Annotated in this window: 22 protein-coding genes and 1 other RNA gene; 5 read left to right on the forward strand and 18 right to left on the reverse strand. The window is 40.6% G+C overall.

The genetic code is table 11. The features are described from left to right. Nucleotides 1–229: 229 nt before the first annotated feature. Complete coding sequence (locus tag NIE32_RS08720) at nt 230–661, reverse strand: SRPBCC family protein (protein ID WP_253054892.1); 432 nt, start codon at nt 659–661, stop codon at nt 230–232. Nucleotides 662–792: 131 nt separating this feature from the next. Between NIE32_RS08720 and NIE32_RS08725 the strand changes: the two genes are divergently transcribed. Together NIE32_RS08725 and xerS are read left to right on the forward strand one after the other, a co-directional pair. Continuing rightward, complete coding sequence (locus NIE32_RS08725) at nt 793–1443, forward strand: peroxiredoxin-like family protein (RefSeq protein WP_253054894.1); 651 nt, start codon at nt 793–795, stop codon at nt 1441–1443. Between the two features lie 128 nt (nt 1444–1571). Next, on the forward strand, nt 1572–2684 hold the full coding sequence (gene xerS, locus NIE32_RS08730; protein ID WP_253054897.1) for a tyrosine recombinase XerS: 1113 nt from the start codon (nt 1572–1574) through the stop codon (nt 2682–2684). Nucleotides 2685–2788: 104 nt separating this feature from the next. On the opposite strand, the gene NIE32_RS08735 is transcribed toward xerS, so the two are convergent. From NIE32_RS08735 to NIE32_RS08755, 5 genes are all read right to left on the reverse strand, one after another. Beyond that, entirely contained in the window at nt 2789–3490 is a 702-nt protein-coding gene (locus NIE32_RS08735; RefSeq protein WP_253054899.1) for a YjjG family noncanonical pyrimidine nucleotidase, read from the reverse strand. Between the two features lie 26 nt (nt 3491–3516). Further along, complete coding sequence (locus NIE32_RS08740) at nt 3517–4092, reverse strand: xanthine phosphoribosyltransferase (RefSeq protein WP_253054901.1); 576 nt, start codon at nt 4090–4092, stop codon at nt 3517–3519. A gap of 99 nt (nt 4093–4191) precedes the next feature. Beyond that, complete coding sequence (gene corA / locus NIE32_RS08745) at nt 4192–5148, reverse strand: magnesium/cobalt transporter CorA (RefSeq protein WP_253054903.1); 957 nt, start codon at nt 5146–5148, stop codon at nt 4192–4194. A gap of 35 nt (nt 5149–5183) precedes the next feature. Further along, nucleotides 5184–5726: an EXLDI protein gene (locus NIE32_RS08750; RefSeq protein WP_253054905.1), complete on the reverse strand. Its 543-nt coding sequence runs from the start codon at nt 5724–5726 to the stop codon at nt 5184–5186. Between the two features lie 575 nt (nt 5727–6301). Next, nucleotides 6302–6721, reverse strand: coding sequence for a MarR family winged helix-turn-helix transcriptional regulator (locus NIE32_RS08755; protein ID WP_253054907.1), 420 nt, complete (start codon nt 6719–6721; stop codon nt 6302–6304). 266 nt (nt 6722–6987) lie between these two features. Between NIE32_RS08755 and NIE32_RS08760 the strand changes: the two genes are divergently transcribed. Next, nucleotides 6988–8469, forward strand: a complete 1482-nt coding sequence (locus tag NIE32_RS08760; RefSeq protein ID WP_253054909.1) for a sugar porter family MFS transporter — start codon at nt 6988–6990, stop codon at nt 8467–8469. Between the two features lie 95 nt (nt 8470–8564). Here NIE32_RS08760 and NIE32_RS08765 read toward each other — a convergent pair whose 3' ends face one another. The 3 genes from NIE32_RS08765 to NIE32_RS08775 all read right to left on the reverse strand — a co-directional run bounded on the left by NIE32_RS08765 (nt 8565) and on the right by NIE32_RS08775 (nt 11761). After that, a complete protein-coding gene (locus NIE32_RS08765; RefSeq protein ID WP_253054911.1) occupies nt 8565–9785 on the reverse strand; it encodes a class I SAM-dependent methyltransferase in 1221 nt (406 codons plus the stop codon). Then, nucleotides 9778–10665: a GNAT family N-acetyltransferase gene (locus NIE32_RS08770; protein WP_253054913.1), complete on the reverse strand. Its 888-nt coding sequence runs from the start codon at nt 10663–10665 to the stop codon at nt 9778–9780. Before NIE32_RS08770 ends, NIE32_RS08765 begins: the two co-directional genes overlap by 8 nt. An 88-nt stretch (nt 10666–10753) precedes the next feature. Beyond that, nucleotides 10754–11761 carry an NAD(P)/FAD-dependent oxidoreductase gene (locus NIE32_RS08775; protein ID WP_253054915.1) on the reverse strand — a complete coding sequence of 336 codons (1008 nt, stop codon included), beginning with the start codon at nt 11759–11761 and terminating at the stop codon, nt 10754–10756. 257 nt (nt 11762–12018) lie between these two features. On the opposite strand from NIE32_RS08775, the gene NIE32_RS08780 reads away from it, so the two are divergent. Both NIE32_RS08780 and NIE32_RS08785 read left to right on the forward strand, forming a co-directional pair. Beyond that, nucleotides 12019–12483, forward strand: a complete 465-nt coding sequence (locus NIE32_RS08780) for a hypothetical protein (protein WP_253054917.1) — start codon at nt 12019–12021, stop codon at nt 12481–12483. 16 nt (nt 12484–12499) lie between these two features. Continuing rightward, on the forward strand, nt 12500–12991 hold the full coding sequence (locus tag NIE32_RS08785) for a hypothetical protein (protein ID WP_253054919.1): 492 nt from the start codon (nt 12500–12502) through the stop codon (nt 12989–12991). A gap of 1 nt (nt 12992) precedes the next feature. Here NIE32_RS08785 and parC read toward each other — a convergent pair whose 3' ends face one another. The 9 genes from parC to NIE32_RS08830 all read right to left on the reverse strand — a co-directional run bounded on the left by parC (nt 12993) and on the right by NIE32_RS08830 (nt 25598). Further along, nucleotides 12993–15440, reverse strand: coding sequence for a DNA topoisomerase IV subunit A (gene parC, locus NIE32_RS08790; RefSeq protein WP_290443540.1), 2448 nt, complete (start codon nt 15438–15440; stop codon nt 12993–12995). Nucleotides 15441–15442: 2 nt separating this feature from the next. After that, nucleotides 15443–17401 (reverse strand): DNA topoisomerase IV subunit B, encoded by a 1959-nt coding sequence (gene parE / locus NIE32_RS08795; RefSeq protein ID WP_253054921.1) that lies wholly within the window; start codon nt 17399–17401, stop codon nt 15443–15445. Nucleotides 17402–17505: 104 nt separating this feature from the next. Continuing rightward, complete coding sequence (locus tag NIE32_RS08800) at nt 17506–19017, reverse strand: carboxypeptidase M32 (RefSeq protein ID WP_290443541.1); 1512 nt, start codon at nt 19015–19017, stop codon at nt 17506–17508. 161 nt (nt 19018–19178) lie between these two features. After that, nucleotides 19179–20315: a THUMP domain-containing class I SAM-dependent RNA methyltransferase gene (locus NIE32_RS08805; RefSeq protein WP_253054922.1), complete on the reverse strand. Its 1137-nt coding sequence runs from the start codon at nt 20313–20315 to the stop codon at nt 19179–19181. 94 nt (nt 20316–20409) lie between these two features. Continuing rightward, an RNA gene (rnpB, locus tag NIE32_RS08810) (RNase P RNA component class B) lies at nt 20410–20799 on the reverse strand. 71 nt (nt 20800–20870) lie between these two features. After that, nucleotides 20871–21182 carry a cell division regulator GpsB gene (gpsB, locus tag NIE32_RS08815; RefSeq protein WP_253054924.1) on the reverse strand — a complete coding sequence of 104 codons (312 nt, stop codon included), beginning with the start codon at nt 21180–21182 and terminating at the stop codon, nt 20871–20873. Nucleotides 21183–21310: 128 nt separating this feature from the next. Beyond that, entirely contained in the window at nt 21311–21898 is a 588-nt protein-coding gene (locus NIE32_RS08820; protein ID WP_253054926.1) for an SLOG family protein, read from the reverse strand. A 152-nt stretch (nt 21899–22050) separates the two neighbouring features. Then, nucleotides 22051–23337 carry a ribonuclease H-like domain-containing protein gene (locus tag NIE32_RS08825; RefSeq protein ID WP_253054928.1) on the reverse strand — a complete coding sequence of 429 codons (1287 nt, stop codon included), beginning with the start codon at nt 23335–23337 and terminating at the stop codon, nt 22051–22053. A gap of 2 nt (nt 23338–23339) precedes the next feature. Then, a complete protein-coding gene (locus NIE32_RS08830; RefSeq protein ID WP_290443542.1) occupies nt 23340–25598 on the reverse strand; it encodes a DEAD/DEAH box helicase in 2259 nt (752 codons plus the stop codon). Nucleotides 25599–25820: the final 222 nt, after the last annotated feature.

A 25820-nucleotide genomic window follows, 5' to 3' on the forward strand; every position in this document is an offset into this window, starting at 1 on the left:
TCATCAACAACTGATGGTTTAGACACATTCAAATCTTTTCTATGAGCAAAAATTTAATCGAGCAACCGTAATTTCGCTGCTCGAAATAGTTATGTGATACGCCAATAGGTACTTTAACGAATCTATGCACTGTCATCATATTGTGAAAGGATTACTGCGTAAAACTAATGCCTTTACTGCACTAAATAAAACAATTTCATTATATTGCCTGATTCATCACATCTTGACATCAACGTTCAAGATACTTTTTGATATTCAAGAGCAGAGCTGTTTCCTTTTGCATCTGTTTGTTGATCATAGGCTCCATAATTTTGCCCAGTCCATGTGGTGTATACGATAAACTGAAGGTAACTTTTGTCTCCCCTCCTTTGTCTTCAAAAACGTAATCTCCTATCGGCCGTGCAGGACCGGAAATCACTTTAAATGAAAGCTTGCGATCCAAGTCATAATGGGTGATCTCATAATCACCACTTATGTTCTTTCCAAAAGGTCCTTTCATTGTTTGAGAATACTTTGTTCCAACACCTATCTCCCCTTTCGTTTCTTTGTTTACTTTAATGACTGATGGCCGCCAAAGTTTATTATTATCACCATTTCGTATAAAATCAAAAATCTCATGAACCGGTTTCTTTATTGATATGGAATATTCTGCAGATGCCATAATCGAACCCCCATGCACGATACGTTTAGTATGTAATTATTATCCAGCTTTTTGTTTCTAAGTCAATAATTAGAAAAACATGACTCGCAATAGTATTATAGAGACAATACCTATTTGGAGGTTCGACGATCATGACTTCGCTACATGAAGAAATCAATGCGACTATAGCTTCTTTTAAGAAAAAAGCATCACAAGAGAAACAGCGTCTATACGCGCAAGCGATTAAAGAACTTGAGGAATCTGGAGTCGCTCAAGGGCTTAAGATTGGCGATAAAGCGCCTAATTTTAGCCTCCCTAATCCATCTGGAAAGATCGTAAACCTTTCAGACGAACTAACCAAGGGACCTGTCATTCTCAATTTCTATCGTGGCGGATGGTGTCCTTATTGCAACCTGGAACTCAGAGCTTATCAACGCGCCCTTCCGGAAATACATGAGCTCGGCGCACAGATTATTGCGATTAGTCCACAGACTCCTGATGCATCCCTAACTACGCAAGAAAAAGACGCGCTTGAATTTCCTGTACTCAGTGATAAAGATGGAGAAGTAGCAAATCACTATCAATTGATTTTCAAACTGCAAGACTATCTTATTGATCTTTACAGACAGGCAGGATTCGATCTCGAAAAAAGTAACGGTAATCAAAAATGGGAATTGCCAAAACCAGCGACCTTTGTGCTCGATCAAAAAGGAACCATTATTTTCGCCCATGTCAGTTCAGATTATAAAGAACGCACCGACCCAACCAAGGTTCTCACTATTATTAGAAATATGAACAAATAAAGCTGACCTCTATTGGAACGCTTAACTTCAACCTAGATTACTGCGTAAAACATTGACTGCACCCCCTCTATGTATTAAAATTTAATAGGAATACCATAAATTTACATTAATTAGCAGGAGGTCATTTTATGGCTGATGAACGTACCCCCCATCTCTATGATCGCATTGATGAGAAAACGGCCCAGCTCCCTTGGTATGTTACGGAATATGTGAATAAGAAAATGCGTGTGATGTCGCCAAGATCGCTACTTAATTATTGCCATGATTACCTTATTTTCTTTGATTGGCTACTCGCTGAAGGCTATTATCAAGGCAAACGAACCGACGTACCGCTTGGTTGCTTGGAAAAACTGACACCACAGACAGTTGAAAATTTTCTCTCATATCTCCAATTCCGGCTGCAAAATGACAAATTTACGATCAATCGTAAGTTGTCCTCCTTAAAATCTCTGTTCAATTATTTGCAGAATGTTGCTGAGACCGAAGATTTGAAACCTTATATCGTACGCAACGTAATGGCGAAGATTGCTTTTAATAAAATAAAAGAAGATCAGGAAACCGTTGCTCAGAAAATGGCAGGTAAAATCCTATGGGATGATGAGTATGAAGCTTTTCGACAATTTGTTGCTGAAGGTTATCGAGAAAGTGTTAAAGAGAACCAAAAGCTGCTCAATTTCCACACGCAAAACACGGAGCGTGACACCGCAATTATTTCATTAATTCTTGGATCCGGTTTGCGTCTCTCTGAAGTTGTCGGATTGGATATCAAAGATGTTGATTTTCAGAAACGGATGGTTCGGGTTATTCGTAAAGGAAACAAAGAACAATATGTATTCTTCAGTGAGCAAGCAGGTCTTGATCTTGAAGATTACCTCTCAGTTCGTAACAAAAAATACAAGCTTCCTGCTACAAATCAGGCGCTTTTTGTATCGGCACCGATGGGACCAAAAGGTACTACACGCCGGCTCAGCCCACGTGCGATCGAAAACCTGGTGAAAAAATATGCGAAAGCATTTGGGAAACCTGCCCTCTCGGTTCATAAATTGCGGCACTCCTTCGCTACCCGTTATCAGGCAGAAAATAATGATATTCCCAAACTGCGACGCCAACTCGGCCATTCAGCAATTCAGACAACAATGATCTACACTCATCTTTCCAATGATGAACTAAAGGTAGCTGTCGATCATATGGATGACCATTTTGAAAAAGGAGATGAAAAGGAACAAGATGAGTTTACATAAATAATTTAGTGTTCATAAATAAGCCCTCGAAACTTGCTCAAGGCAAGTTTCGAGGGCTTTATAAAAGTAGGAATCGGTATCTGACAAACCTTATCCAAGGTTGTTTATTTAGGAATGGGAACATTTAGAATTGAATAGAGCTCATTCAGTTGATGGATTTCATAAGTCGGTTGCTCACCGAGGTCATTGGTCTGGTTCTTGGCATTGAACCAGCATGTGTCAAGCCCTGCTTGGTTTCCTCCATGAATGTCTGAAATTAATGAATCACCAATGATCAGTCCTTCTTTTTCATCAAGATGAGGAACTCGTTCAAAGACATAGTCAAAGAACTGTCGATCCGGTTTATGGTAGCCGGTATCCTCAGATACGAAGATTTTTTTGAAAAAAGGAGCTAGACCGGAAGCAGAGAGTCTTTTCTTCTGTGTATCAGCAACGCCATTGGTCACAATATACAGATCAAAATGATCGGACAATGTTTCAATCAGCGGGTAAGCATTTTCTACAAGTTGATGCCCTTCGGAAAGAAAATTGCGGTAACTTTTTTCCAGTGCAACGCCATCAACGGTTTTGCCGAAGGCTGTAAATAACTTTGAAAAACGTGTGTTCACAAGTTCGTCACGCGTTAGTTTTCCAACTTCAAAGTCTTTCCACATCCCTTTATTCATCTTTTTATAATAGCTTATGATATCAGGCGTCATGGTTAGTCCTTGATTTTGAAAGAGAAGACGAAGTGCCAAATCCTCAGTTGCTCCAAAATCAAGTAACGTATCATCAACATCAAAAAACAACGATTTATAGTGATTCATCTGTGCACCCCTCCCTAGTCCAGTAGTTATTCATCAAGAAAATGCACCTTATTGTCTGTTAAAGATGAAATACGTGCAAGTGCGAAAACTGAATAGCCTGCCCGATCCAACTTTGCACGTCCTTCTTGAAAGGATTTCTCGATCACAATACCTATTCCTGAAACAGTCGCACGTGACTGCTCGATAAGTCGTGTTAAACCAAGCGCTGCTTCACCATTTGCTAGAAAATCATCAATGATTAAGCACTTGTCCTGTTCTTGGATTATGTCTTTTTCCAAGTACACGGTATTATGTACGTTCTTGGTATAAGAATAAATCTCTGTCGTTAACAAACTTGTATTAAGCGTAATGGGTTTCTTTTTCCTCACAAAAATAACCGGTACCTCTAACGCGAGACCAGTCAGTACAGCTGGGGCAATACCGGAAGATTCAAGTGTCAACACTTTAGTTATACCTTCATTAGCAAATGCCTTCGCAAATGCCTCGCCAATTTGGTGCATTAACATGGGATCAATTTGATGATTTAAGAATCGATCAACCTTTAGAATAGTAGAGTTGAGCACAACCCCATCCTCAAGAATTCGCTTTTTTAATTCCTTCATGACGCTTTGAATCTTCCTTTCTTTTTCACGAATATGAACCTTTCACTAAAAAGTATACAATGCATTGGCGTTCTATACGAATAAAAATTGATCTCATAGTCACTTATCAAACCAACCTTTTTTGCGGAACCAGTAGTACATAATTAATGCGATGAACAGCATGACAACAAGACAGATAAAATAACCATAATGCCATTGGAGCTCGGGCATAAAGGTGAAATTCATACCATAAATGCCAACAATAAAAGTTAAGGGCATAAAAATGGTCGTAATGACCGTCAACACCTGCATAATTCTATTTGTTCGGTATGTAGTCAGCGACAGGTAGCTGTCGCGGATGTCTGAAGTAATTTCGAGATTTGATTCAATCATATGTGTGAGACGTGTGAGATTTTCATTGAGGTTACGCAAAAAAAGTTCATGTTCTTGACTGGTTTCAATTGAGGACGAACTAATCATTCTGTTAATGATATCCATCATTGGTGTGATGACACGTCGAAAGCTCAGCAATTCACTACGTAAATGGAATACACGTCGATTGAGGGTATGAATCGGTTCACTTTTTGCATTTAAATCCAAGTCATCGATTTTATCCTCGAGGTCATTAGCAGCCATTATATATTGATCGATCATGCGGCTCATTAGCCTGCGCAAGATTTCATCAGGAATGTCTTTGACAGAGAAAGCATCGTCGGAACGGCATTCATGCCAAATATCATTCACAGCCTTCAAATTGTCCGCGTGATAAGTGATCAGTGATGTTTTTCCTACATATAATTGCATTTCATGGGGCTTTAATGTATTCGGACTAATCACGTGCAACGAGACATAATAAAAGTCTTTGAACAATTTAAGTTGCGGCCGATGAGCATGTTGTCCACTTTCCTTTGGCTGACGATGAAACGACGGGAAAAAATGCTTAAGCTGGTTCAATTCCTGCGCATCAGGTTCGCTTAAATCAATCCAGTAACTTTTTGAGCCAAGCTGTTCCAAAGCTTGAATGTCTGATTTGGTCACTAATTCTTTTTCATTTTGATTCGCAATAATACGTATCATGAGTTGAAAAACTCCTTTATTGATTGCTCAAATGATTAAATATCTAGGAATTCCCCATCCTTAATTTCATGCAACGCACGAAACAAATCACTGGGGATGTGACCATTGAGTGCATCGATAGAATTATATACCTCAAGCTTTCGACGATCCGGGCGTATCTCGTCGGTATCATTGGGATACGGAATTTGATTGTTTGCCTCTCCAACGATTTTTTCCATTATTCTTCGCTTAAGTTCATTTTCAATTGATTGTTCCAAAGGAATCCTCTTCTGTTCTCGAATAAGAACGGCATATCGTCCATGTGTCGTCTCATAGACCACAAACGTCGTATGCAGTGCACGATCTTCGTCGTGAACGCTTGCTGAAGCTAATTCTCGACCAATAAATCGTTTCCGCTTGTAAAAACCATCTTCACCTTCTGAAACCTCAATATGTTCAAAACCCTTACCTTCACCAATTTTAATAAAAAAGCGTAACGCCTGGACAATGGTTGCGGACAGATTTTTACCAGAAACGTCTTGAGCTTGATCGAAGACCTGCAAATCGGAATCAGGAACATAAATGGTTTTATTTGGCATGGTGATCTCCTTTTAAAAATGATCTCTACGCATTTTATACATATAAATATACACTGTTTATACGTATATGAAAAGCAATATATACGTTTTCTATACATATATTTTGATGTACAGTCTATGTATAATTTACGTATAGTAAACGTGTCATCCATTTTTGCGGATCAAACTGCTTTAAGAACGATTTCGTGCTAATATGTAACCACTTCTTTTCAACAGTCTGCTTATTAATCAATTGCAGCGGAATGCGCAACATGTCACTTGTCCCAAATAAATAAAATGCGAACAATGATGATGGACGTAGTAAAAGAAATCGGTTTACCCAGCACGAATTGAACCCTGATTTTAAAAATAATCAGTTTCCGTCACCGAGGCGTAGATGCCTACGGAGGAGACGAAAAGCCCCGGCGCAACCGGTCGTTCTTTAAAGTACTCGATGATTGAGGGTAAAAATTTAAGTTTGTCGCAAACGGACTTCTGAGGAAGAATTTTCACCTTCTCCTTTAAGGAACAGATGAATTAAACAAACGTTTATTTAATCTCTCCGATCGATCGACCACATCTCCTATTCGTTTTTGTTAAGATTTATTTAGTTTGGTTAATAAGCGGATGAGCTGTTTCTGTTCTTTTATGGATAGTCCTTTGAATTGCTGCAAAAAGAATTGTCTTTGTTTCGGGAGTACTTGTTCAAATATCGCTTCGCCCTTGTCGGTTAACTTAATGTATTTAGTCTTCCAGTTTTGCTCCCTACTTATATAGCCTTCTTTTTCCATCTTGATGATCAGTTGAGTAATATTCCCTTTTGTAAAAAACATTTTCTCGGCAAGTTCTTTTTGGGAAATGTGCTCATTTTCACCAACTTTCACAATCAGTTCAAATTGAGATATCGTAAAATTCCATTCTTTTAGAAATTGATCATAGTATTTTAACTGTACATGATAGGATCGAGACAGCTGAAACCAGAGCTGGATTGCGGTTTCCGAAAGATTTTTCATCATATTATTTGTTGTCCTTATTTTCAATTTATTTCACCTTTTTTGACTTAATATCAGTTTAATGCTAAACTTAAGATACATTCAAGAATACACCGAGCGAAACAGTTGGATTTACTTTCTTTGTTTGTCAAAGGCAAGGTACTTCTTTTTCAACTGTTTTTATTTTCGTTCAGCTTGTGGATTGATCCTATCATCCATTGATCTGCATGCATAATTGTGCAATGCAGACTTTTTGTTTCATTATTGCAAGGAGGAGATTTGTTATTCCTATGAATAAACCGTTAGAATCGTCCAACGATACCCTGGAGTTAAAAGATTACCAACAGAGTATCCATTTAAGAAATCCAAAAAGGTATGTAAAAGTGATCGCCCTCATCGCTTCATTCGGTGGGCTGCTCTTCGGATACGATACCGGAGTGATCAATGGTGCGCTTCCCTACATGGCTAGACCGGATCAGTTAAATCTAAATGCATTCTCAGAAGGACTTGTTGCGAGTTCTTTGATTCTTGGTGCCGCGTTTGGTGCTGTTTTTACCGGTAAATTGGCGGACAGCAAAGGAAGAAAAAGGGTTATTATGTATCTTGCCCTTGTTTTTCTGGTTACGACTCTTGGTTGTTCAGTCGCTCAAAATGCGCTAATGATGGTCTTCTTTCGCTTCTTTCTCGGATTGGCAGTTGGCGGAGCATCAGTAGCCGTACCCACTTTTCTTGCCGAAGTATCTCCAGTCGAGTTCCGCGGAAGAATGGTGACCCAAAACGAATTAATGATTGTCACTGGACAACTTCTTGCTTACACGTTCAATGCAGTGATCGCAAATTATTCAAGTGGCGCATCTCATGTATGGCGGTACATGCTTGTTCTGGCAACCTTGCCATCCATTACCCTTTGGATTGGAATGTTCTTTGTTCCAGAAAGCCCCAGATGGTATGCCTCTAAGGGAAAATTTAAAAGTGCGTGGCGCGTTTTAAACAGAATTCGTCACCCGAAACGTGCGAGACGAGAACTGAAGTCCATTAAAACTACTGTCCAAAACGAACAACAAAAAATGAACCAAGTTTCGATCAGAGACTTAACGATCCCTTGGGTCAGAAAAATTGTTTTTCTGGGAATCGGTTTAGCAATCATACAGCAAGTAACTGGTGTCAATTCAATTATGTACTACGGGACGCAAATTCTTCAAAATGCTGGATTAAGTACAAATGTAGCGTTAATCGCAAATGTTGCGAATGGGATCATTTCTGTACTTGCCGTTTTTATAGGAATTTGGCTGCTTGATAAGGTGAATCATCGTCCTATGCTTATGATTGGTTTTGCTGGAACCTCGTCCGCATTGCTTATGATCAGTATTTTTTCCATGACATTAAGTGGAACAGCACTATTACCCTATTTAGTACTTAGTATGACGGTCATGTTTCTAGCATTTCAACAATCTGCAATTGCCCCAGTCACTTGGTTAATGCTATCAGAAATTTTCCCACAGCGTGTTCGCGGACTGGGTATGGGCATATCTGTATTTTGTCTCTGGCTGACGAACTTCTTAATCAGTTTACTATTTCCAATCATCTTGGAATTTGTCGGTTTTTCAGTAACGTTCTTTCTTTTTTTTCTATGTGGTATTGCCGCATTTGCCTTCGTCAAGTTTGCTTTGCCCGAAACAAGAGGCAAATCTCTAGAAGAATTAGAACTGTATTTTCGAAATAAGGGCCACAAGACTGTCACAGAAAACCAAAATGTAACCGTAAATAAATAAACAGTCTCTTAAAAGAGGGCAGCTTTTGCTGCTTTCTTTTGTTTTAAACTAAAATCTGCTTCTCCATTTCATTCACATAATTTTATGTAAAAAAGTTAGTTGGGTTTCGCACAGACGAGTGTAAATAACTTGGGCAGACCGATATCATTAATCTTCATGTTCGGTTGTTCGTCTAATCGGCGCACAGTTAAACCTGATTGTGCAAATGTTGTTACAATCTCGCCAAGCGTCCATTCTCTCAGATAAACTTTCCGTGATCCTTCTTCTGCAGATTGATGATGAGAATCAAGATGTTTTGCAAACGCAACGGATCGGGTATGAAGTGACTGATCAAAATAATTGCCAAAGACAATTTGTCGTTTCCCTTTCGTTGTCACAAGTTTTGTTGAGATCGGATGAAATTCTTGAATGACAAATTGACCCCCTGGTTTTAATAAATTGAAAACAAGGTCAGCGATTGGTTCCAAGTCAATAAAATAATGTAGAATTCCAAGTTCCATGAAAACTTGATCATACTTTTCCTTATATTGATCGACTGGGAGTTGCAATACATCTGAAATAACATAATTAAGTGGCACATCAAGTGCGTTTGCAACATGTTTTGCATAAGCCGCATTCTCAGCTGAGATATCAACAACAGTCACCTCCGCACCCATTAGTGCAAGCGCAAGTGCTTTTCCTGCATGTGAACCAAGCAAATTCATAATTTTTTGCCCGCGCACATCTTTTAAATAATAAGATAGCGAACCAAGTCTCCCGATTGGGTCTTGCTTGATTTTTTGAGCTGCTTGATCTGGTGTACCAAAACGATTGATCCATGCTTGATATGCATCATCATTCCATGCTTGGCCATTTTGATCGGCGTCAGTCACCTGCAAATTATAATAATAGCGTTTTATTGCTAATCGAATCGGATTCGATTTTTCTAAAGTACGAAGGTAATAATTTAAAGACTTTACTGCGAGTTCCTCTGAAGCGACCGAGATAATTAATCGATCAGGATCTGTACGAACAACAGTACCTAGGTAGCCCACAATTTCAATGAAAAATCCATTCATCGTGAACGTGAACGAATGCGTTCGTTGAGTTGTATTCACTTCACTGATGGTATTTTCAATGAGCTTCGCTCGAAACGATTCAAGTGCGTCCCATTGAATCGAAAAACGGATCGAGGGGGTTCGATCCACTGAACACCCTTGTAACTGAACAGCGGATTCACCTTCCAGTGTTGCCGATATATGCTCTCTTTCCAGAAGATGCCATACATCGAAAATCGTTTTTTGCCAAGTTTCTTCATCGAAACATTCTTTATTCATTGATAAACTCCTTCAGATCTTTTACATGAACGCGATCATAATTAATCGTTTCGTTCGGTGTAAAACCGAATTTTTGGTAGAGATGGAATGCTGCTTCATTTCGTGACTCCACTTCTAACTTAACAATTTTTGCGTGACTTGAAAGCAATTGTTCTAAGATCATGCCTAGGAATGAAAAACCAACACCTTTACCTTGCCAGTCCTTATGGATTCCTAACCCAAACAAAAAAGCTTCAATGCCATCGAAACGTACATTACAAACGCCGATAATCTCACCGTTCATGGTTGCCGAATATCCTTGCCTGTTTGACGAAAGCAAAGTCATCTCAATGAGGTGTTGAGCCTCTTCTCTGCCATCTTCAAATGCCGATACATTGACATCAATCAGCTGTTGCAAATCGTCGATTCTTTGTTCTTTTATTTCCAAGCCTGATTTTGATTGATGTTGTTTTGTATCGTTTTTCAACTCTAGAGACATCACATACTCAGAAAAATCATGTATTGCCCCGTAATGACGAATTATCCTATTTTCCGGATACTTTGGTTGTGACACAAAGAGAAGATCAGGAATGTGATAGTCATTCAGTTCTTCAAGAGTTCTAAGAAGCAATGCACTAAAATAGCCATTTCGTCTATATTCTGGAAGTGTGAACGCTGAAAGCTCTGCCTCAGACGAAGTTGGTGCAAACAAATGCAAAAAAGCAATTAATCGATGCTTTTCATAGCAGAGAAACGTATGATTCATGGTTTTGTGTCTGTTTATCGAATCGTCCAAATCCGTGAGATATAGGCAACCATCTGCTTGAGCACACTCATTCTCAAGCGCTCGGATCTCCTGTTTTACCTCTGCATTCAAAGAATGCACAGCTTTAATAATCATGGCTTTGCTCCAATCACTTTCGATATTAATGCCCTATTGACGCACAAAGAAACCTGAGTAGATCAGGCTTCTCTATTAAAAAGGTCCATTACTTAGTGAATAATTCTCCTGCACTAGAGCTATGTACCGGTTGTGCCCTGGAATTAGGATCAATATAATGCTTAGCATTATTAACCGCAGTTGGTGCTTCTCCCAGTCCGGTAGCGATCAGTTTAACTTTGCCAGGATATGCGGCAATATCGCCTGCAGCATATACTCCGGGAATGTTGGTTTCCATTTTGCTATTAACCAAGATTGAGTTTTTCTCCAATTCAAGTCCCCAATCTTTAATCGGACCAAGTGCCGAGACAAAACCATAGTTTACAATCAAATCATCGAGCAGCAATGTTTCTTCGGCATCGCCTTTCACTTGTTGAATGACGAGCTGGTCAACAGAATGATCTGTACCCGAAACTGATTTTGCAGTAAATGGTGTTTTTATACGTACCGATGCTTTTTTCATCTCTTCAACACTTGTCTCATGAGCACGGAATTGATCACGACGATGTACAATAGTGACCTCCTTCGCAATCGGTGCGAGTGTGTTTGCCCAGTCAACAGCTGAGTCACCGCCACCAAGAATCACAACACGTTTATCTTTGAATACTGTAATATCTTGGACATAGTAATGAATATTTTTGAAACCATCAACTGCTTGTTCAACTTTAAGCGGCCGTGGTGCAAAAGCACCGACTCCTGCAGTAATCACAACTGTACGCGAGAAATGTGTAACGCCTGTGACCGAGGTCAGTTCAATCACTCCATCCTCACGACGGTTCATCGTTTCAATTTTTTCATCGAGAAAAATATTTGGATGAAATTGTTCCGCTTGTTCTTGTAAATTTCTAACCAAATCTTTTGCTTTAATTCTTGGGAATCCTGCCACATCATAAATTTCTTTTTCCGGATAGAGTGTACCCAGCTGACCACCTAATTGAGGAAGACTTTCAATAATCTTCACCTTCATTTGCCGCATCCCGGCATAAAAAGCAGTGAATAATCCTGTTGGACCGCCACCGATTATCGTTATATCAAAAATTTCCTGATCCTTCGACAAAACAATCCCTCCAATAACCCTGATCAAGCTACTTCACATTTTATATTCTAAATGTTTTCCATTCTCAAAGCTATTCGTTTGATTCTATCTGTTACAAAAATGATATTCATAAAATGTTCGAAGATCTTGAATGATTTATTAGTGATTCGCTCATGATAATCATTGAGTCAAAAAGAATGGTAAAAACGTTCGCTAAAACAGACATCGGACTTATGACTCCTAGATTCAATTGCTGTAATTCATGAGGAGGTTAATGAATGTTTTTCGCCGTAACACTCTGTTTCGCTTGGATTTCAGTAAACCTTCTGATTATCATTCCTAAGTCATTAACAAAAGATGAGCACTTGTTTCTTTTCCTAGTCAGTTCCCTGACCATTATACTGTCTCTCATTTTACCTGCGAAACACTTGTATATCGGTGACCCAGATTTCAAGGACACGATTCAGACCACACTTGCATTTCTAACCAATCGAACAATTGTATTTCCGGTGCTCACATTGGTATCAGTAAACTTGATCCTTCTTCGAAAATTTTGGATACAAGTACTTACAGGAAGTACGTCATTATTTATCTTTCTGATCTATTGCCTACTTGAGCCAAAATATACCACGATATCTTCAATCGGGGCCGGACAGTTACTCCTTTATTTTGTCGGTTATTATGTGTTCATAATCCTTTTGTTAAGAGGGTTCCGCCTGTTACACCCTTTAGAGGACCCATGAATTGGAGGCGATGACTATGATAGACAACGATCTATTGTTCCACTCAAATGAAGTGTTTATTATCATCACCGGAGCACTTGCATATATAGTGATGTTACGGTTACCCAAGCAATTTACAAGACAACAAACAATCATCATGCTTCTTATTAGCATCTACTTAAGTGCTCTTTTTGATAATACTCTGTGCGTCCATCCGTTCAATTTTTATTATGTGAATAATACATCAATCCCCGGCTTTTGGGACCTAATGTCCTACCTCATGTTCGGACCCTTTGCTTACTTGTTTGTCTACATTTACTCGATATTAAAGAAAAATCGAGCAACGTATTTTATTTATATAGTGGTCTGGGCGATTGTTGCGCTATTCGCTGAGGCATTGGCATGGCATGCCGGTGTTTACCGCTATCAGAATGGATACCAAATGTTCTTCTCATTACCAATCTATCTTCTCGTACTTACGGTAACGATGATCTATTATTATAGCTACATCCATAACCAAGAGGAATAGGTTATCCGTCCTGACGTTCCTCTTGGTTAATTGCCAACCAAATTTCTGTTACCGAACCATCTTCGTCCTGATCAAGAATAAAAGATCCGTTATTGTAACGATCCGATTTTCGAATGTCTGAAGAAGAGACCGTGAAAACTTTTCCTTTGTCTGTACTGATTAGTATTTGATCCTGTTGATCGACAAGGGAAAAACCAGCGATATGATGCGGACGCGTTTTCAGTTCACGTAAGATTTGTACACCTCGTCTCGGACGACCGGTCTGTTCAATTTGTCCTTCAATAGCCATTTTCTTTACAGAACCCCGATCTGTGGCAATAAACAAATCACGATCTGATCCCTTAGTGAACGCTACTGCGCCGGCTAGGTAGTCTCCTTCTTTTAATTGAACGGCCTTAACTCCCGCAGCTCGTACACCAACTTCGCCAGCTTCTTCTTCTGCAAATCGCAAGCCATAGCCATTGTATGTGCCAAGAATGAGATCACTGAATCCATCAGTTAGAAAAGCCGCAATACATTCATCGCCATTTTTTAGCTTCAATGCGGTTAAAGGTTTTGAACGGCGTTGAGCTTGGTATTCGCTTAACTTGGTTCGCTTAACCATCCCGAGTTTAGTCAAGAAAGTCATGTATTGATGATTCGCTTCAAAGTCTGTTACAGGGATTGCTGCAATGACTTCCTCATCAGGTTCAATGGGAACGAGACTTGCGACGTGTTGCCCCAGCTCCTTCCAGCGCCGATCTTGTATTTCATGTACAGGGAGATAGAGGTATCGTCCCATGTTCGTAAATACAAGCAACGTATCAGTTGTATTCATCTGCTTTTGGAATAGTGAATGATCGGTTTCCTTCATTGCTACTGAATCATTACTGCTTGCAGCATACGAGCGTAAGCTTGATCGTTTTACATAACCGTGTTTTGTTAAGGAAACCATGACTTCTTCCGAAGCAACCATAACTTCTAGATCAATTTTGATCTCCTGAATTTCTGCTTCAATAGTTGTCCGTCTTGCATCTGCGTATTTCTTTCTAACTTCATTTAATTCCTTTTTGATGACTGAAATCAGTTTCTTTTCTGAATTAAGGATACCCTGTAGCATTGCAATCGTATGGTCAAGCTGATGTTCTTCTTCTTGTAGGGTCACAATATCTGTGTTGGTTAAGCGATACAATTGCAAATTAACAATGGCTTCAGCTTGTGCTTCGGTGAAACCAAATGAATCCGATAGATTCTGTTTTGCATTCTTCTTATCTTTTGAACTCCGGATGACACGAATTACTTCATCAAGTATTGAAATCGCCTTAATTAATCCACGAACGATGTGCTGGCGATCAATACTCTTCTGGAGTTCAAAGCGTGATCTGCGTGTAACAACGTCCTTTTGATGCTCAATGTACGCTTCGAGTATTTCTTTAAGTCCAAGTTGACGCGGTGCCTTATGATCAATAGCGACCATATTGAAGTTATAGGAAATCTGCAAATCGGTATTCTTGAAGTAATAATTTAGAATTCCTTTAGGATCGGCATCTTTCTTTAATTCGATAATGACACGCATCCCGCTACGGTCCGTTTCATCGCGTACCTCTGCCACGCCCTCAACTTTATGATCAAGACGCAGCTCATCCATTTTCTTAACGAGCAATGCCTTATTCACTTCGTAAGGAAGCTCATTAATAATAATTTGCTGACGCCCTGTTCGTAGCGTTTCAATCTCAGTACGTGCACGAAGTACAATTTTCCCTTTTCCGGTTTTATACGCTTTTTTGATTCCATCCAATCCTTGCACAATACCACCAGTAGGAAAATCCGGTCCCTTAACATAAGTCATTAAATCGTCAACCGTAGCATCAGGATGTTCCATTAATAAAATGGTTGCATCAACTATTTCCGACAGACAATGCGGGGGAATTTCAGTTGCGTATCCGGCAGAAATTCCTGTTGAACCGTTAACCAGTAAGTTTGGAAATTTGGAGGGAAATACCGTAGGTTCTTCAGTCGTGTCATCAAAGTTCAACACAAAGTCTACTGTTTTCGCATCAATATCACGAAGCAGCTCAGCAGATATTTTGGATAATCTCGCTTCTGTATAACGCATAGCAGCAGGCGGATCGCCATCAAGACTACCATTATTTCCGTGCATTTCAATGAGTGGCATCCGAACTTTCCAGTCCTGACTCATACGCACCATAGCTTCATAGACAGAGGAATCCCCATGCGGGTGATAGTTACCAATCACGTTTCCGACGGTCTTTGCCGATTTTCGAAACGGTTTGTCATTGGTATTGCCGTCTCGAAGCATCGCATAGAGAATACGGCGCTGCACCGGCTTTAAACCATCGCGGACATCGGGAAGCGCACGTTCTTGAATTATATATTTACTATAAATACCAAATCGGTCACCCATCACTTCTTCAAGGGTCCGATTCAGTAATTTCTCACGTTCTGCCAAAATTATTCAGCACCTTTCACAGCGGTAAATCCTTCGCTTGCATCTTCTTCAAGACCGAAAGCGACATGCGATTCAATCCACTTACGTCTTGGTTCCACTTTATCACCCATTAATGTAGTGACTCGGCGCTCAGCATATGCTTGGTCCTCAATATGCACTTGAATTAAGGTTCGTGTTTCAGGATTCATCGTTGTTTCCCAGAGTTGATCGGCGTTCATTTCACCAAGACCTTTATACCGTTGAATCGTATAGCCCTTGCCGATTTTTTTAATTGCTTCTTTTAAGCCGTTATCATCCCAGGCATACTCAACGGTTTCCTTCTTTCCGATACCCCTACTCACTTTATAAAGTGGCGGGAGCGCTATGTATACCTTTCCGGCATCAATCAATGGGCGCATATACCGATAGAAGAAGGTGAGCAACAACACTTGAATGTGCGCACCGTCATTATCGGCATCGGTCATGATGATAATTTTATCGTAATTGCTGTCTTTGATTGAAAAATCTGCACCGACACCGGCACCAATCGCATAGATAATCGTATTAATTTCTTCGTTCTTCATGATTTCTTCGAGGCGAGCTTTTTGTGTATTGATAACTTTACCCCGTAGCGGTAGTACTGCTTGAAACTTACGGTCACGTCCCTGTTTTGCAGAACCACCCGCAGAGTCACCCTCGACTAAGTAAAGCTCATTTCGATCCGCATTTTTCGAAGAAGCGGGGGTTAATTTCCCGCTTAAAACAGATTCTTTGCGTTTTGATTTCTTCCCATTTCGTGCTTCTTCTCTTGCTTTACGTGCGGCAAGCCGCGCTTGACGAGCACGCATCGCCTTGCGTATCAGTAATTCACTTGTCTGTGGATTCTCCTCAAGATAATAGGCGAGTTGTTCCGACACGACGGTATCAACTGCAGAACGCGCTTCATTTGTGCCTAATTTCTCTTTCGTTTGACCTTCGAACTGTAGTAAGTGTTCCGGAACACGTATGGATACGATGCCCATGAACCCTTCACGAATATCATTGCCATCCAGATTTTTTTCTTTTTCCTTAAGAATACCTGCTTTTCGTGCGTAGTCATTAAAAATGCGAGTCAAAGCGGTACGGAACCCGGATTCATGTGTACCACCGTCTTTTGTACGTACATTGTTAACAAAGGAAATCAAACTTTCTGAGTACCCATCATTAAACTGAAAAGCAACTTCTACTTCCATCTCATTTGCAGTGCCTTCAAATGAAACAACCGGATGGAGTACATCCTTATCCTCATTTAAGTAAGCGACAAACTCTTTGATCCCTTCCTCATAGTGGAAGACTTCTTCTCGACCACTCCGCTCGTCAGTCAGGATAATTTTCATCCCTTTTTGGAGAAAAGCTGATTCACGTAACCGTTCACTAAGCACATCGAATTGATAAGTGGTTGTGCTGAAGATGGTTGCATCTGGTTTGAAGTGAATCAAGGAACCCGTCTCACGCGTTGTTCCGATCTGTTCAAGAGTTGTAACCGGATTGCCACCATGTTCAAAACGTTGTTTAAAAATAGCGCCGTCACGCCAAATCGTTACTTCTAGCCACTCAGAAAGTGCATTTACGACGGACGAACCGACGCCATGCAACCCACCGCTGGTTTTATAGCCGCCGCTCTGTCCAAATTTTCCGCCTGCATGAAGAACAGTAAAAATGACTTCGACCGTCGGTTTTCCGGTTCGATGCATCCCAGTAGGCATGCCGCGTCCAAAGTCTCGGACACTGATACTCCCGTCTTTATGAATACGCACCAATATCTCATTGCCGTAGCCAGCTAAAGCCTCATCCACAGCATTGTCTACAATTTCATAGACAAGGTGATGTAATCCTCGTGTATCAGTAGAGCCAATATACATACCCGGACGTTTGCGAACTGCTTCCAAACCTTCCAGTATCTGAATTGTGTCATCATCATATGACGATACTTGTCTCGCCAAAGAAAAAACCCCTTTCTTCATCCTGTTCATCTTAGCAACAGGATACACCCAGTTCGGAATCTCCAATTGGATGGCCACTCGGTTTGTTTGCCGAATTTACTTATTTATAATCTATAAATGTCACTATATTTATCAGCCAAATAATCCAGTAGATATTGGGGATTTGGTCCTTCTCCCGTTGTATCATGAAGTATTTCAAGCGGTTTCTTCAGACTTCCGAACTGATGTATATGTTTGCTGAGCCATTCAGTCACCACTTGAAGATTACCTGTTCGTACATGGTCATCAAAGTCCGGAATATCCTGACTCATCGTGTACCTAAATTGTGCTGCATAAACGTAGCCAAGCGCATAAGACGGGAAATAACCGAAGTCCCCGCTTGGCCAGTGAATATCTTGTAGCACGCCTTCACGATCATTAGTCGGTGTAATGCCCAGATATTCATTCATTTTTTTATTCCACACACCAGGAAGATCTTTAACCTGCAGATCATCATTGAATAATGCTTTCTCAATATCATACCGTACCATAATATGGAGCGGATAAGTTAATTCGTCTGCTAAAATACGAATAAACGATGGGTGTGCGCTATTGATTGCCCTATAGAAGTCATCGAGTGATACACGATCAAACTGACCATGACCATACCGCTTCAGTTCGTCAAAATGGCAGTCCCAAAATGCTTTGCTTCGACCAATGAAGTTTTCGAAGAAGAGCGATTGTGATTCGTGGATACCCATCGACGTTCCTTCACAAAGCGGCGTCCCGACAAGTTCACGAGAAATGTGCTGTTCATAGAGTGCGTGTCCACCTTCATGGACTGTCCCAAGTACTGTAGAAATAAAATCATTCTCTTGATAATTTGTTGTGACACGTACATCCCCCGGATTGAGCGTCGTTTCAAAAGGGTGCTCCGTCTCATCGAGTCTACCTGCTTCGAAATCATATCCGATTTCTTTTAATAAATGGAGACAAAATTCTTTTTGTTTATCGACAGGAAAAGGTTCAGTAAGAAAGGTCTTCTCAGGTTGTGCTTTTGACGTGGAAACTGCTTCGACAAGGGGAATTAATCCCTTACGCAATTTACCAAAAACCTTGTCAATCATTTCAGTAGTTAAGCCTGGTTCATATAGGTCAAGTAAGGCATCATACTTATTTTCCTTAACACCCCAATACCCGATAAATCTTCGTTTGAAATCGACCATCTTTTCGAGATAGGGTCTGAGCAATGCAAAGTCACTCTTAACTTTTGCTTCTTGCCATACACTTTGGGCTTCCGATTGTAAAATAACATAGGCTTTGTTCTCTTCCGCCGGGATATTGACGAAGCGATCATAGGTCTTCTTTGATTTTTCAATCATTTTCTTCGTAACGATACTCAATTGATCCTGGACGGATGGATCGCTCAGTGCATCTATGTATGCTTTCATTTCATCAGAAGTTGAACGTTGAAACACTTCGTCAGACAAAGTCCCAACGACCTCAGAACGTTGACTTATCCCTTTTTTGGGTGCCCCAGTTCTCATATCCCATTCAGCAAGTGCGATGGCTTCATTAAAGTCCATGATCTTCTTGACGTAGTGATTGTATGATTCCACAATTTCTGCAATAGCCAATGGAAACGCCCCTTTGTTATATTGACCAACGTCGATATCCTTTTAACATTCTACTTTCTCTTAACCGCTTGTAAAGTCCTGCTTTCATTTTTGAAAACAAATTATGCTCATGGAATCAAGTTCACGAACATGTAACAATTTACTTTCTTTATACGGAACCATTACTCGACATGCTTTTTCCCAAAGTACTGAAAATAATCGGTACGGATTCGACCATTGTACAGTTTTCTTTTCTTACTTGCCGGTCGACCAAAACTTGCTTCAAATTGCTCAAAAGACGTAATGAAATAAAAAGACCATGACTTGTATTTCTTATACAATTCACCCAGATCTTGGCAAATCTTTATAATTTGCTCTTTCTCACCCATTCGTTCACCATATGGGGGATTGCCAATCATACATCCGTTCGTTTCCTTTGTTGTGAAATCCGCCACTTGCATCTGTTTAAACGTGATCAAACCGCTGAATCCAGCTTCACGCGCGTTATGCTCGGATAATTCAATCATATTATGGTCAATGTCACTGCCCATGATTGAGAGCGGTTGCTCATAATTTGCCATGTTTTCTGCCTCATCCCGGGCGCGTTCCCAATTGGCCTGCCCTATTATTGGCCAGGACTCAGAAACAAATGATCGATTAAATCCAGGAGCGATGTTCTGACCAATCATTGCTGCTTCAATTGGTAACGTTCCCGATCCACAAAATGGATCAACAAAAGGTCGATCAGGCGTCCAACGGCTAAGCAAGATCATCGCACTTGCTAAGGTTTCTTTTAATGGGGCTATATTATGTAATTGTCGATAGCCTCTTTTATGTAATCCATCACCTGACGTATCGATCGAAATGGTTGCGCAATCCTTCTCAAGCGCCACTTGTATTTTGAACATCGGGCCATCTTCTTGAAACCATTCCTTGTGATAATTCGCTTTCATGGATTCAACGATAGCCTTTTTCACAATAGCCTGACAGTCCGGTACACTATGCAACATTGATTTATGTGATTTTCCCGTTACAGGAAAAGTTGCATTTTCGGGTAAAAATTCTGCCCATGGCAATGCTTTTGTTTGTTCGAAAAGGCTGTCAAAAGTCGTAGCTTTAAAAGTACCAACTCGAAGTCTCAAACGATCTACAGTCCTGAGCCAAAGGTTGCAACGGCAAATATCAAGTGGCCCACCTTGAAAGAGTATTCTGCCGTTTTCAACGTGTAAGTCCTCGTATCCTAAATTTTTCAATTCGCGTGCTGCAACAGCCTCGAGACCCATTGCTGTTGTTGCAATTAGCGACCAGCTTTCACTCATCTATGTTGTTCCCTTCTCAGGAATTTCTGTTCATTATAGCAAAAAAAGCCCATTAAGGGCTTTTTCATCTTTAAATTAAAATGCATTATCCATGTTCTGTAAGCCATGTTCTGTACCTTCGCACTCAAATGGAGCAATATGCTCCTCGTACAAAAGCGGCAATCATCTATCTACAGAATCATCTGTCCCTTTTTCCGTTTGGTTCCTTCCAAAGGGTTCCTCTACCAAGTTTGAGTTTCCCGCTCGAGGGGTTTACCACGTTCCACTTCTTTCGTTTCCAAAAGAACTCGTCTCTATGGCACGTTATGGGATAGTCAGCCATATTCCCAAAGGGAACACAGGCATTTCTCCCGCCGTTAACTCAGATTGCTCCGAGCTACCCTGGCTTATGACTTCGCCAGGCACGAACACTACGGTCATTACAGACCGTGCGAGCATGGACTTTCCTCTATATTCGCATGGAATACAGCGATCGCCCGAACACGAACAATGTCACAAGTAGAGATTATAATCGATTTTAATTAAAGAGTCAACCCTTATATAAATATTTTAACATTATTCGCCTAATTTACTGCCGAATACATGTTTTTCGAGATTGGATAATCTTTTCAAAATATCATAATTTGTTATCCCTTGATTTTCTGCAGGAGCAGCAGTTCGCACCCCTTCCCCTTCAACTAACTGATTCTTAAGCTTTTTATTTTCATCCCTCAAACGTAGAATTTCCGCATTAAAAACATCGTAATCACTAATTACTATATCAAGGAACTGATCGACTTCACTTTGTTGGTACCCATGAAATCCAGTGTTGAATTCTTTATGAAGAATATCATTTTTTGTCAATCGAATCGTTTTTTGATCCGCCATACCGATCACCTCATCTAAGTATCTCATCTTATTTTTCCAAATTTAATCTATTGTGTCAATCTTACCTTTATGCTTCATGCTCAATCTTTTGAAGCAAATAGAAAAGTGCCCCAAATGATTCTTCATCATTATTCCCCTTGAGACCAATACTCAGGATTTTGCTGCACCATATCTTCTGAAGCATAATCTAAATCAAAGCGATTTAGTGTCCATATCGGATAAGGTTGATTGCGTGCTTTTTTTCGTGCTTCACTTAAATAATAATTCGGAGAACCCGGTGTTTCCTCATCATAGACAATCAGCATAGCATCCGTCTTAGCGATAAGAAATGTGTTCTTTTGTCTTAATTGGACGGGGCTTTCATAGGGTCGATCACTGATCGCTCCGCAATAATCTGCCTGATCAAGCACCTGATTATATAATTCTTGCTGCCATTCTTTATAATGCTCTTCTTGATTTAGAAATGGCATTAATACCGCAAGTTTTACATCCATTTTCTCCTTATCGCGCAAGTCAAGGCAAACTTGACCTGCCCAAAGTTCCACCCCGGTCTGTCCGCTGATGACAAACCATTTTGCTCCATTATTAATACACGCCTTCATCTTCTGTTTCAGCGCATAACAAATCACTTGAACGCCAGGATGATCACTTGAAAATATACCAAGTTCATGGGCTTTATATCCAGTTACAAGAATAACTGATTCTTCTTGATCCAAGATGCCACCTCCGAATGCTCCTGTACAAACGACATGGTAACGAAACTACGCACATGTTTTGTCGAATAGATGCATATCAACAAAGAAAAACAGGCGATAATTGCCGATTCGAGGCACTATTTGCGCTTGCCCGGGTAATATTCTTGAACATCTTATGAATATTTCCCCAAACGTTTTTGATCAAGTCGATTAAGTCTTTTGAGGTAAGATGACTTAATCTCAAAAATTCTTTCTTGCTCATCTTCGGTTTTGATCGAGTCCAATAAACGAAGTGCTTGTTTCGTATAGACAATCGCCTGGTCGTAATTCTTAAATTGATGTTCCAAAAGTTTTGCTGCCTCAATATAGAGCGACCGATCTTCATTTCCATGGTCATGGATTATGGACTCAAACAGATCCAACGAGGTACGGTATGCCCCTTCTCGTTTGTACAGTATTGCAAGTTGTCTTTTTGCTTGCAAACCAAAAGAAGAATCACCATTTGCAAGGGATTTCCAGATCTCTTTTGCATGTTCCGTATTACCAATCTGCTTGTCCCATCTAGCAATTTCGTAACTTTCTTCAGAATCAGAGTCAATCCTGCCTAAAATCTTATTTGAAAGATGAATATACAAGCTGATCAATGAGAGCACATCCTCACGATTGTGTTCAATGATCCCTTTAACCAGTTGTGCATCAGGATGTTTCAAGAATTGAAAATAGAGAAAAGGTGCCATCTTTCCAGGTACATCTTGCTTTCTTCCCATTGACAAAATTGCTGATTCAACTGTTTGGAGACCTACCCGATCTAACCTATTCTTCCAAAGTCTCCGAGATGCATGGAGCAAATCAAAGTGACCGAAGGATGGAAGTTTAGGCACTTGATCACGTACAAATTGATGACGGGTTTTCACACGTGGCCAATCAAAAGCCTTACCATTGAACGTCACAAGATTTTTAAGTGAATGGCAATCATTTAAAAATGCATTGTAGAATGCTGCTTCGTGGCCAGGACCAGGCAAAAAATACTGGTTCAGCATAAGCCCCTCAGATGACCATCGCGCAAGCCCAATTAAGAAAATCATTTGTCCAGCACCTGAACCCAATCCTGTGGTCTCTGTGTCAAAAAAAAGCAAGTCATCTGCATGTAATCCATAACCAGATAATGGGTGCTGCGTGTATCCGGATTGCCAACACTCTAGAAGTGGCTCAAGATCACGCAGCGCATAAGGGCCAATCTTCGTATCAAGCGAAAGGCGTTCTGAGTGGACAAGTACCATCTGATCTTCAAAACGCTTGATCGTTGCCCCTAAATCTTTTGCTGCCTGAGAGATCTCTGAAATTTGTTCCGATTCCAAGGATGAATGAGGATTCTCTGCTTGCACTTTTTTTGGATGCGATAATCGATTCTGTTCATGCAGTTGTTTCTTGTACATTTGCAGTTTTTTCGATAACGACACTTTTATCGGTCCTTTAGTAATCGGAGCAGTGCAAGTTTCGCTGAACGGCCTTCATTCACAAAGCCGATACAAGAGGGACAACCTGCTTCGCACCCGCAATTTTCCAGCATTTCGATCGCTTTATTAAGGAGACTTGGCATGACTTGATAAAGTTTTTCACTCAATCCAATACCTCCTGGATACTTATCATACATAAACACCGTAGGTTTTTCATTATGCGGTGCTTTAATTTTCGGCACAACAGAAAGGTCGGATTGGTCACACATGACATATAACGGCGCAGCATGACGTAGTAAATGGCTAAGACCAACAAGTGCTCCCTGGAACACGTCCTTGCCGAACACATTCAAATAGTCAGGTGAAAAACTGATCCACGCTGCATTTGTATGCATCTCCATCTCAGGAAGATGAATCTTTCCCCATCCGATATTCTCATAGGTTTCAAAACGAATCTTCTTAAAAACAGTAGGTAATGCGCGTACAGAGACATCGCCATAACCTTTTTCAATCTGTTCATGATCAAAATTTGCATGCTGATCCATTGCAAGCACATCAAGCTGCACAGCGAGGTCGGAATCCGTATAGTAATTGACATTCACTTTTCGAACATAAGCTTTCCGTTCCTCTAAATCCAGCTCATCGACATGATATTGAGTGCCCTGATGAATATAGATGGCATCCTCATAAAGCATCGTCATTGCGCCAAATCGATCCATCTCACCAATCACCTTAGCGTGCCCCCGATCGGTTACGTCAACGATGGCAAATGAATCCTGAGCAGCCGATCTTAGACTAATAGTGTTTGCCGGAAAACCATCACTCATCCAGTACCATTTTTCTCGTTGAAAATGGAGGACATCTTCTCCTGTAAGGTATTCACATAATTCATCGACCTCTTGCCCACCAAAATGTTCACCTTTCTTAAAAGGCAGTTCGTATGCCGAACATTTGATGTGGTCCATGAGAATCATGATGTTGTCGGGATTGATGCGAATAGCTTCAGGCTGTCTTGAAAAGAAATATTCCGCATGGCCAGCCATATACTGGTCAAGTGGATTGGACGAAGTCACCATAATAATGACCGCATCTTCTTGTCTTCTACCTGCTCTTCCAGCTTGCTGCCAGACACTGGCCATGTTCCCGGGGTATCCGGTCAAGATACACACCTGGAGCTGTCCGATATCGACCCCTAACTCAAGTGCGTTCGTACTGACAACACCTATGATCTCCCCACTACGGAGCCCTCTTTCAATTCTCCTACGCTCCAAGGGCAGATAGCCGCCACGATAAGCACAAATTTTTGCTCGATCTTGGCGACCGCTATTTAATTTCTGCAAATGACTGACTAGAAGCTCTACCTTTAATCTGCTCTTTGCAAAGACGATCGTTTGAATTTTATTTTTCAAAAAGTCGGTAGCAAGTCTTGTCACAGCATAACTTTCATCTTCACGGACATTCAGTTGTTTATTCGTCACCGGTGGGTTATAAATGAGAAAATGCTTGCGCACACTTGGAGCTCCGTTGCGATCAATCAAATACATCGCTCTTCCTGTTAGCGCCTCCGCATGTTCTTGCGGATTAGCAATCGTCGCTGAGGTACATATGAATTGTGGGTGGCTTCCATAATAACTACAAATCCTCTTTAATCGTCTGATTACATTTGCAACATGGCTACCAAAGACACCACGATATGTATGCAACTCATCAATAACAACAAATTGCAAGTTTTCGAATAGTGAAACCCATTTCGTATGGTGGGGTAAAATAGAAGCATGGAGCATATCCGGATTCGTCATCACAATTTGACCGGCTTGACGGATTTTCTGGCGAATCGATCCTGAAGTATCTCCATCGTACGTGTGGCTCTTAATGGGGAGCCCAATCTCATCAATAAGTTCAACCATTTCATTCTTTTGATCTTGAGCGAGTGCCTTGGTTGGAAAAAAGTAAAGTGCACGGCTTTCCGGCTGATTAATAATCGTCTGCAACACAGGCAGATTATAGCACAAAGTCTTTCCGGAAGCAGTCGGCGTGACCAGAACAACGTCTTTTCCCTCCATCACTGCCTGATATGCTTCTGCCTGATGAGTATATAATGAGGTAACCCCACGATGGACGAGTGCTTCACGTACGTGGAGGTCAAGCGAATCAGGAAAAGGTGCATAATGTGCTTCTCTCTTTGGAATCGTATGCCAATGGACGATGTTCGGATCTGAGCGCAAATTATTTAGCAAGTCATCAATTGTTTGTCGTCCAATCATGGATACACCTCAAATTCATCAATTTACTCCGTTCTTCGAATCGTTTACTGCTATTATTATAGCATATCGAATGAATGTTCGCTATTTAGATCATACACAATAGAACGTGTCACCCTAGATATAAAAAAGTTCCACTTTGTTTGGCCATTAAGAAAGACCGAACAAATAACGCCCGATCCTTATGTTGTATTCATCACCTTCGGATTAACTTGCTACCCACGG

The sequence above is a fragment of the Sporolactobacillus kofuensis genome (assembly GCF_024125425.1).
In the GTDB taxonomy this organism is placed as follows: Bacteria; Bacillota; Bacilli; order Bacillales; family Sporolactobacillaceae; genus Sporolactobacillus; species Sporolactobacillus kofuensis.

What these genes read in the sequence shown, in the direction of transcription:
- NIE32_RS08740 (WP_253054901.1), bottom strand. Translation starts at nt 4,092, where the DNA reads ATGAAGGAATTAAAAAAGCGAATTCTTGAGGATGGGGTTGTGCTCAAC.
- NIE32_RS08770 (WP_253054913.1), bottom strand. Translation starts at nt 10,665, where the DNA reads ATGATTATTAAAGCTGTGCATTCTTTGAATGCAGAGGTAAAACAGGAG.
- NIE32_RS08805 (WP_253054922.1), bottom strand. Translation starts at nt 20,315, where the DNA reads ATGAGTGAAAGCTGGTCGCTAATTGCAACAACAGCAATGGGTCTCGAG.
- gpsB (WP_253054924.1), bottom strand. Translation starts at nt 21,182, where the DNA reads ATGGCGGATCAAAAAACGATTCGATTGACAAAAAATGATATTCTTCAT.
- NIE32_RS08785 (WP_253054919.1), top strand. Translation starts at nt 12,500, where the DNA reads ATGATAGACAACGATCTATTGTTCCACTCAAATGAAGTGTTTATTATC.
- NIE32_RS08755 (WP_253054907.1), bottom strand. Translation starts at nt 6,721, where the DNA reads ATGATGAAAAATCTTTCGGAAACCGCAATCCAGCTCTGGTTTCAGCTG.
- NIE32_RS08735 (WP_253054899.1), bottom strand. Translation starts at nt 3,490, where the DNA reads ATGAATCACTATAAATCGTTGTTTTTTGATGTTGATGATACGTTACTT.
- NIE32_RS08720 (WP_253054892.1), bottom strand. Translation starts at nt 661, where the DNA reads ATGGCATCTGCAGAATATTCCATATCAATAAAGAAACCGGTTCATGAG.
- corA (WP_253054903.1), bottom strand. Translation starts at nt 5,148, where the DNA reads ATGATACGTATTATTGCGAATCAAAATGAAAAAGAATTAGTGACCAAA.
- NIE32_RS08830 (WP_290443542.1), bottom strand. Translation starts at nt 25,598, where the DNA reads ATGATTGGACGACAAACAATTGATGACTTGCTAAATAATTTGCGCTCA.
- NIE32_RS08760 (WP_253054909.1), top strand. Translation starts at nt 6,988, where the DNA reads ATGAATAAACCGTTAGAATCGTCCAACGATACCCTGGAGTTAAAAGAT.
- NIE32_RS08765 (WP_253054911.1), bottom strand. Translation starts at nt 9,785, where the DNA reads ATGAATAAAGAATGTTTCGATGAAGAAACTTGGCAAAAAACGATTTTC.
- NIE32_RS08780 (WP_253054917.1), top strand. Translation starts at nt 12,019, where the DNA reads ATGTTTTTCGCCGTAACACTCTGTTTCGCTTGGATTTCAGTAAACCTT.
- NIE32_RS08725 (WP_253054894.1), top strand. Translation starts at nt 793, where the DNA reads ATGACTTCGCTACATGAAGAAATCAATGCGACTATAGCTTCTTTTAAG.
- NIE32_RS08750 (WP_253054905.1), bottom strand. Translation starts at nt 5,726, where the DNA reads ATGCCAAATAAAACCATTTATGTTCCTGATTCCGATTTGCAGGTCTTC.
- xerS (WP_253054897.1), top strand. Translation starts at nt 1,572, where the DNA reads ATGGCTGATGAACGTACCCCCCATCTCTATGATCGCATTGATGAGAAA.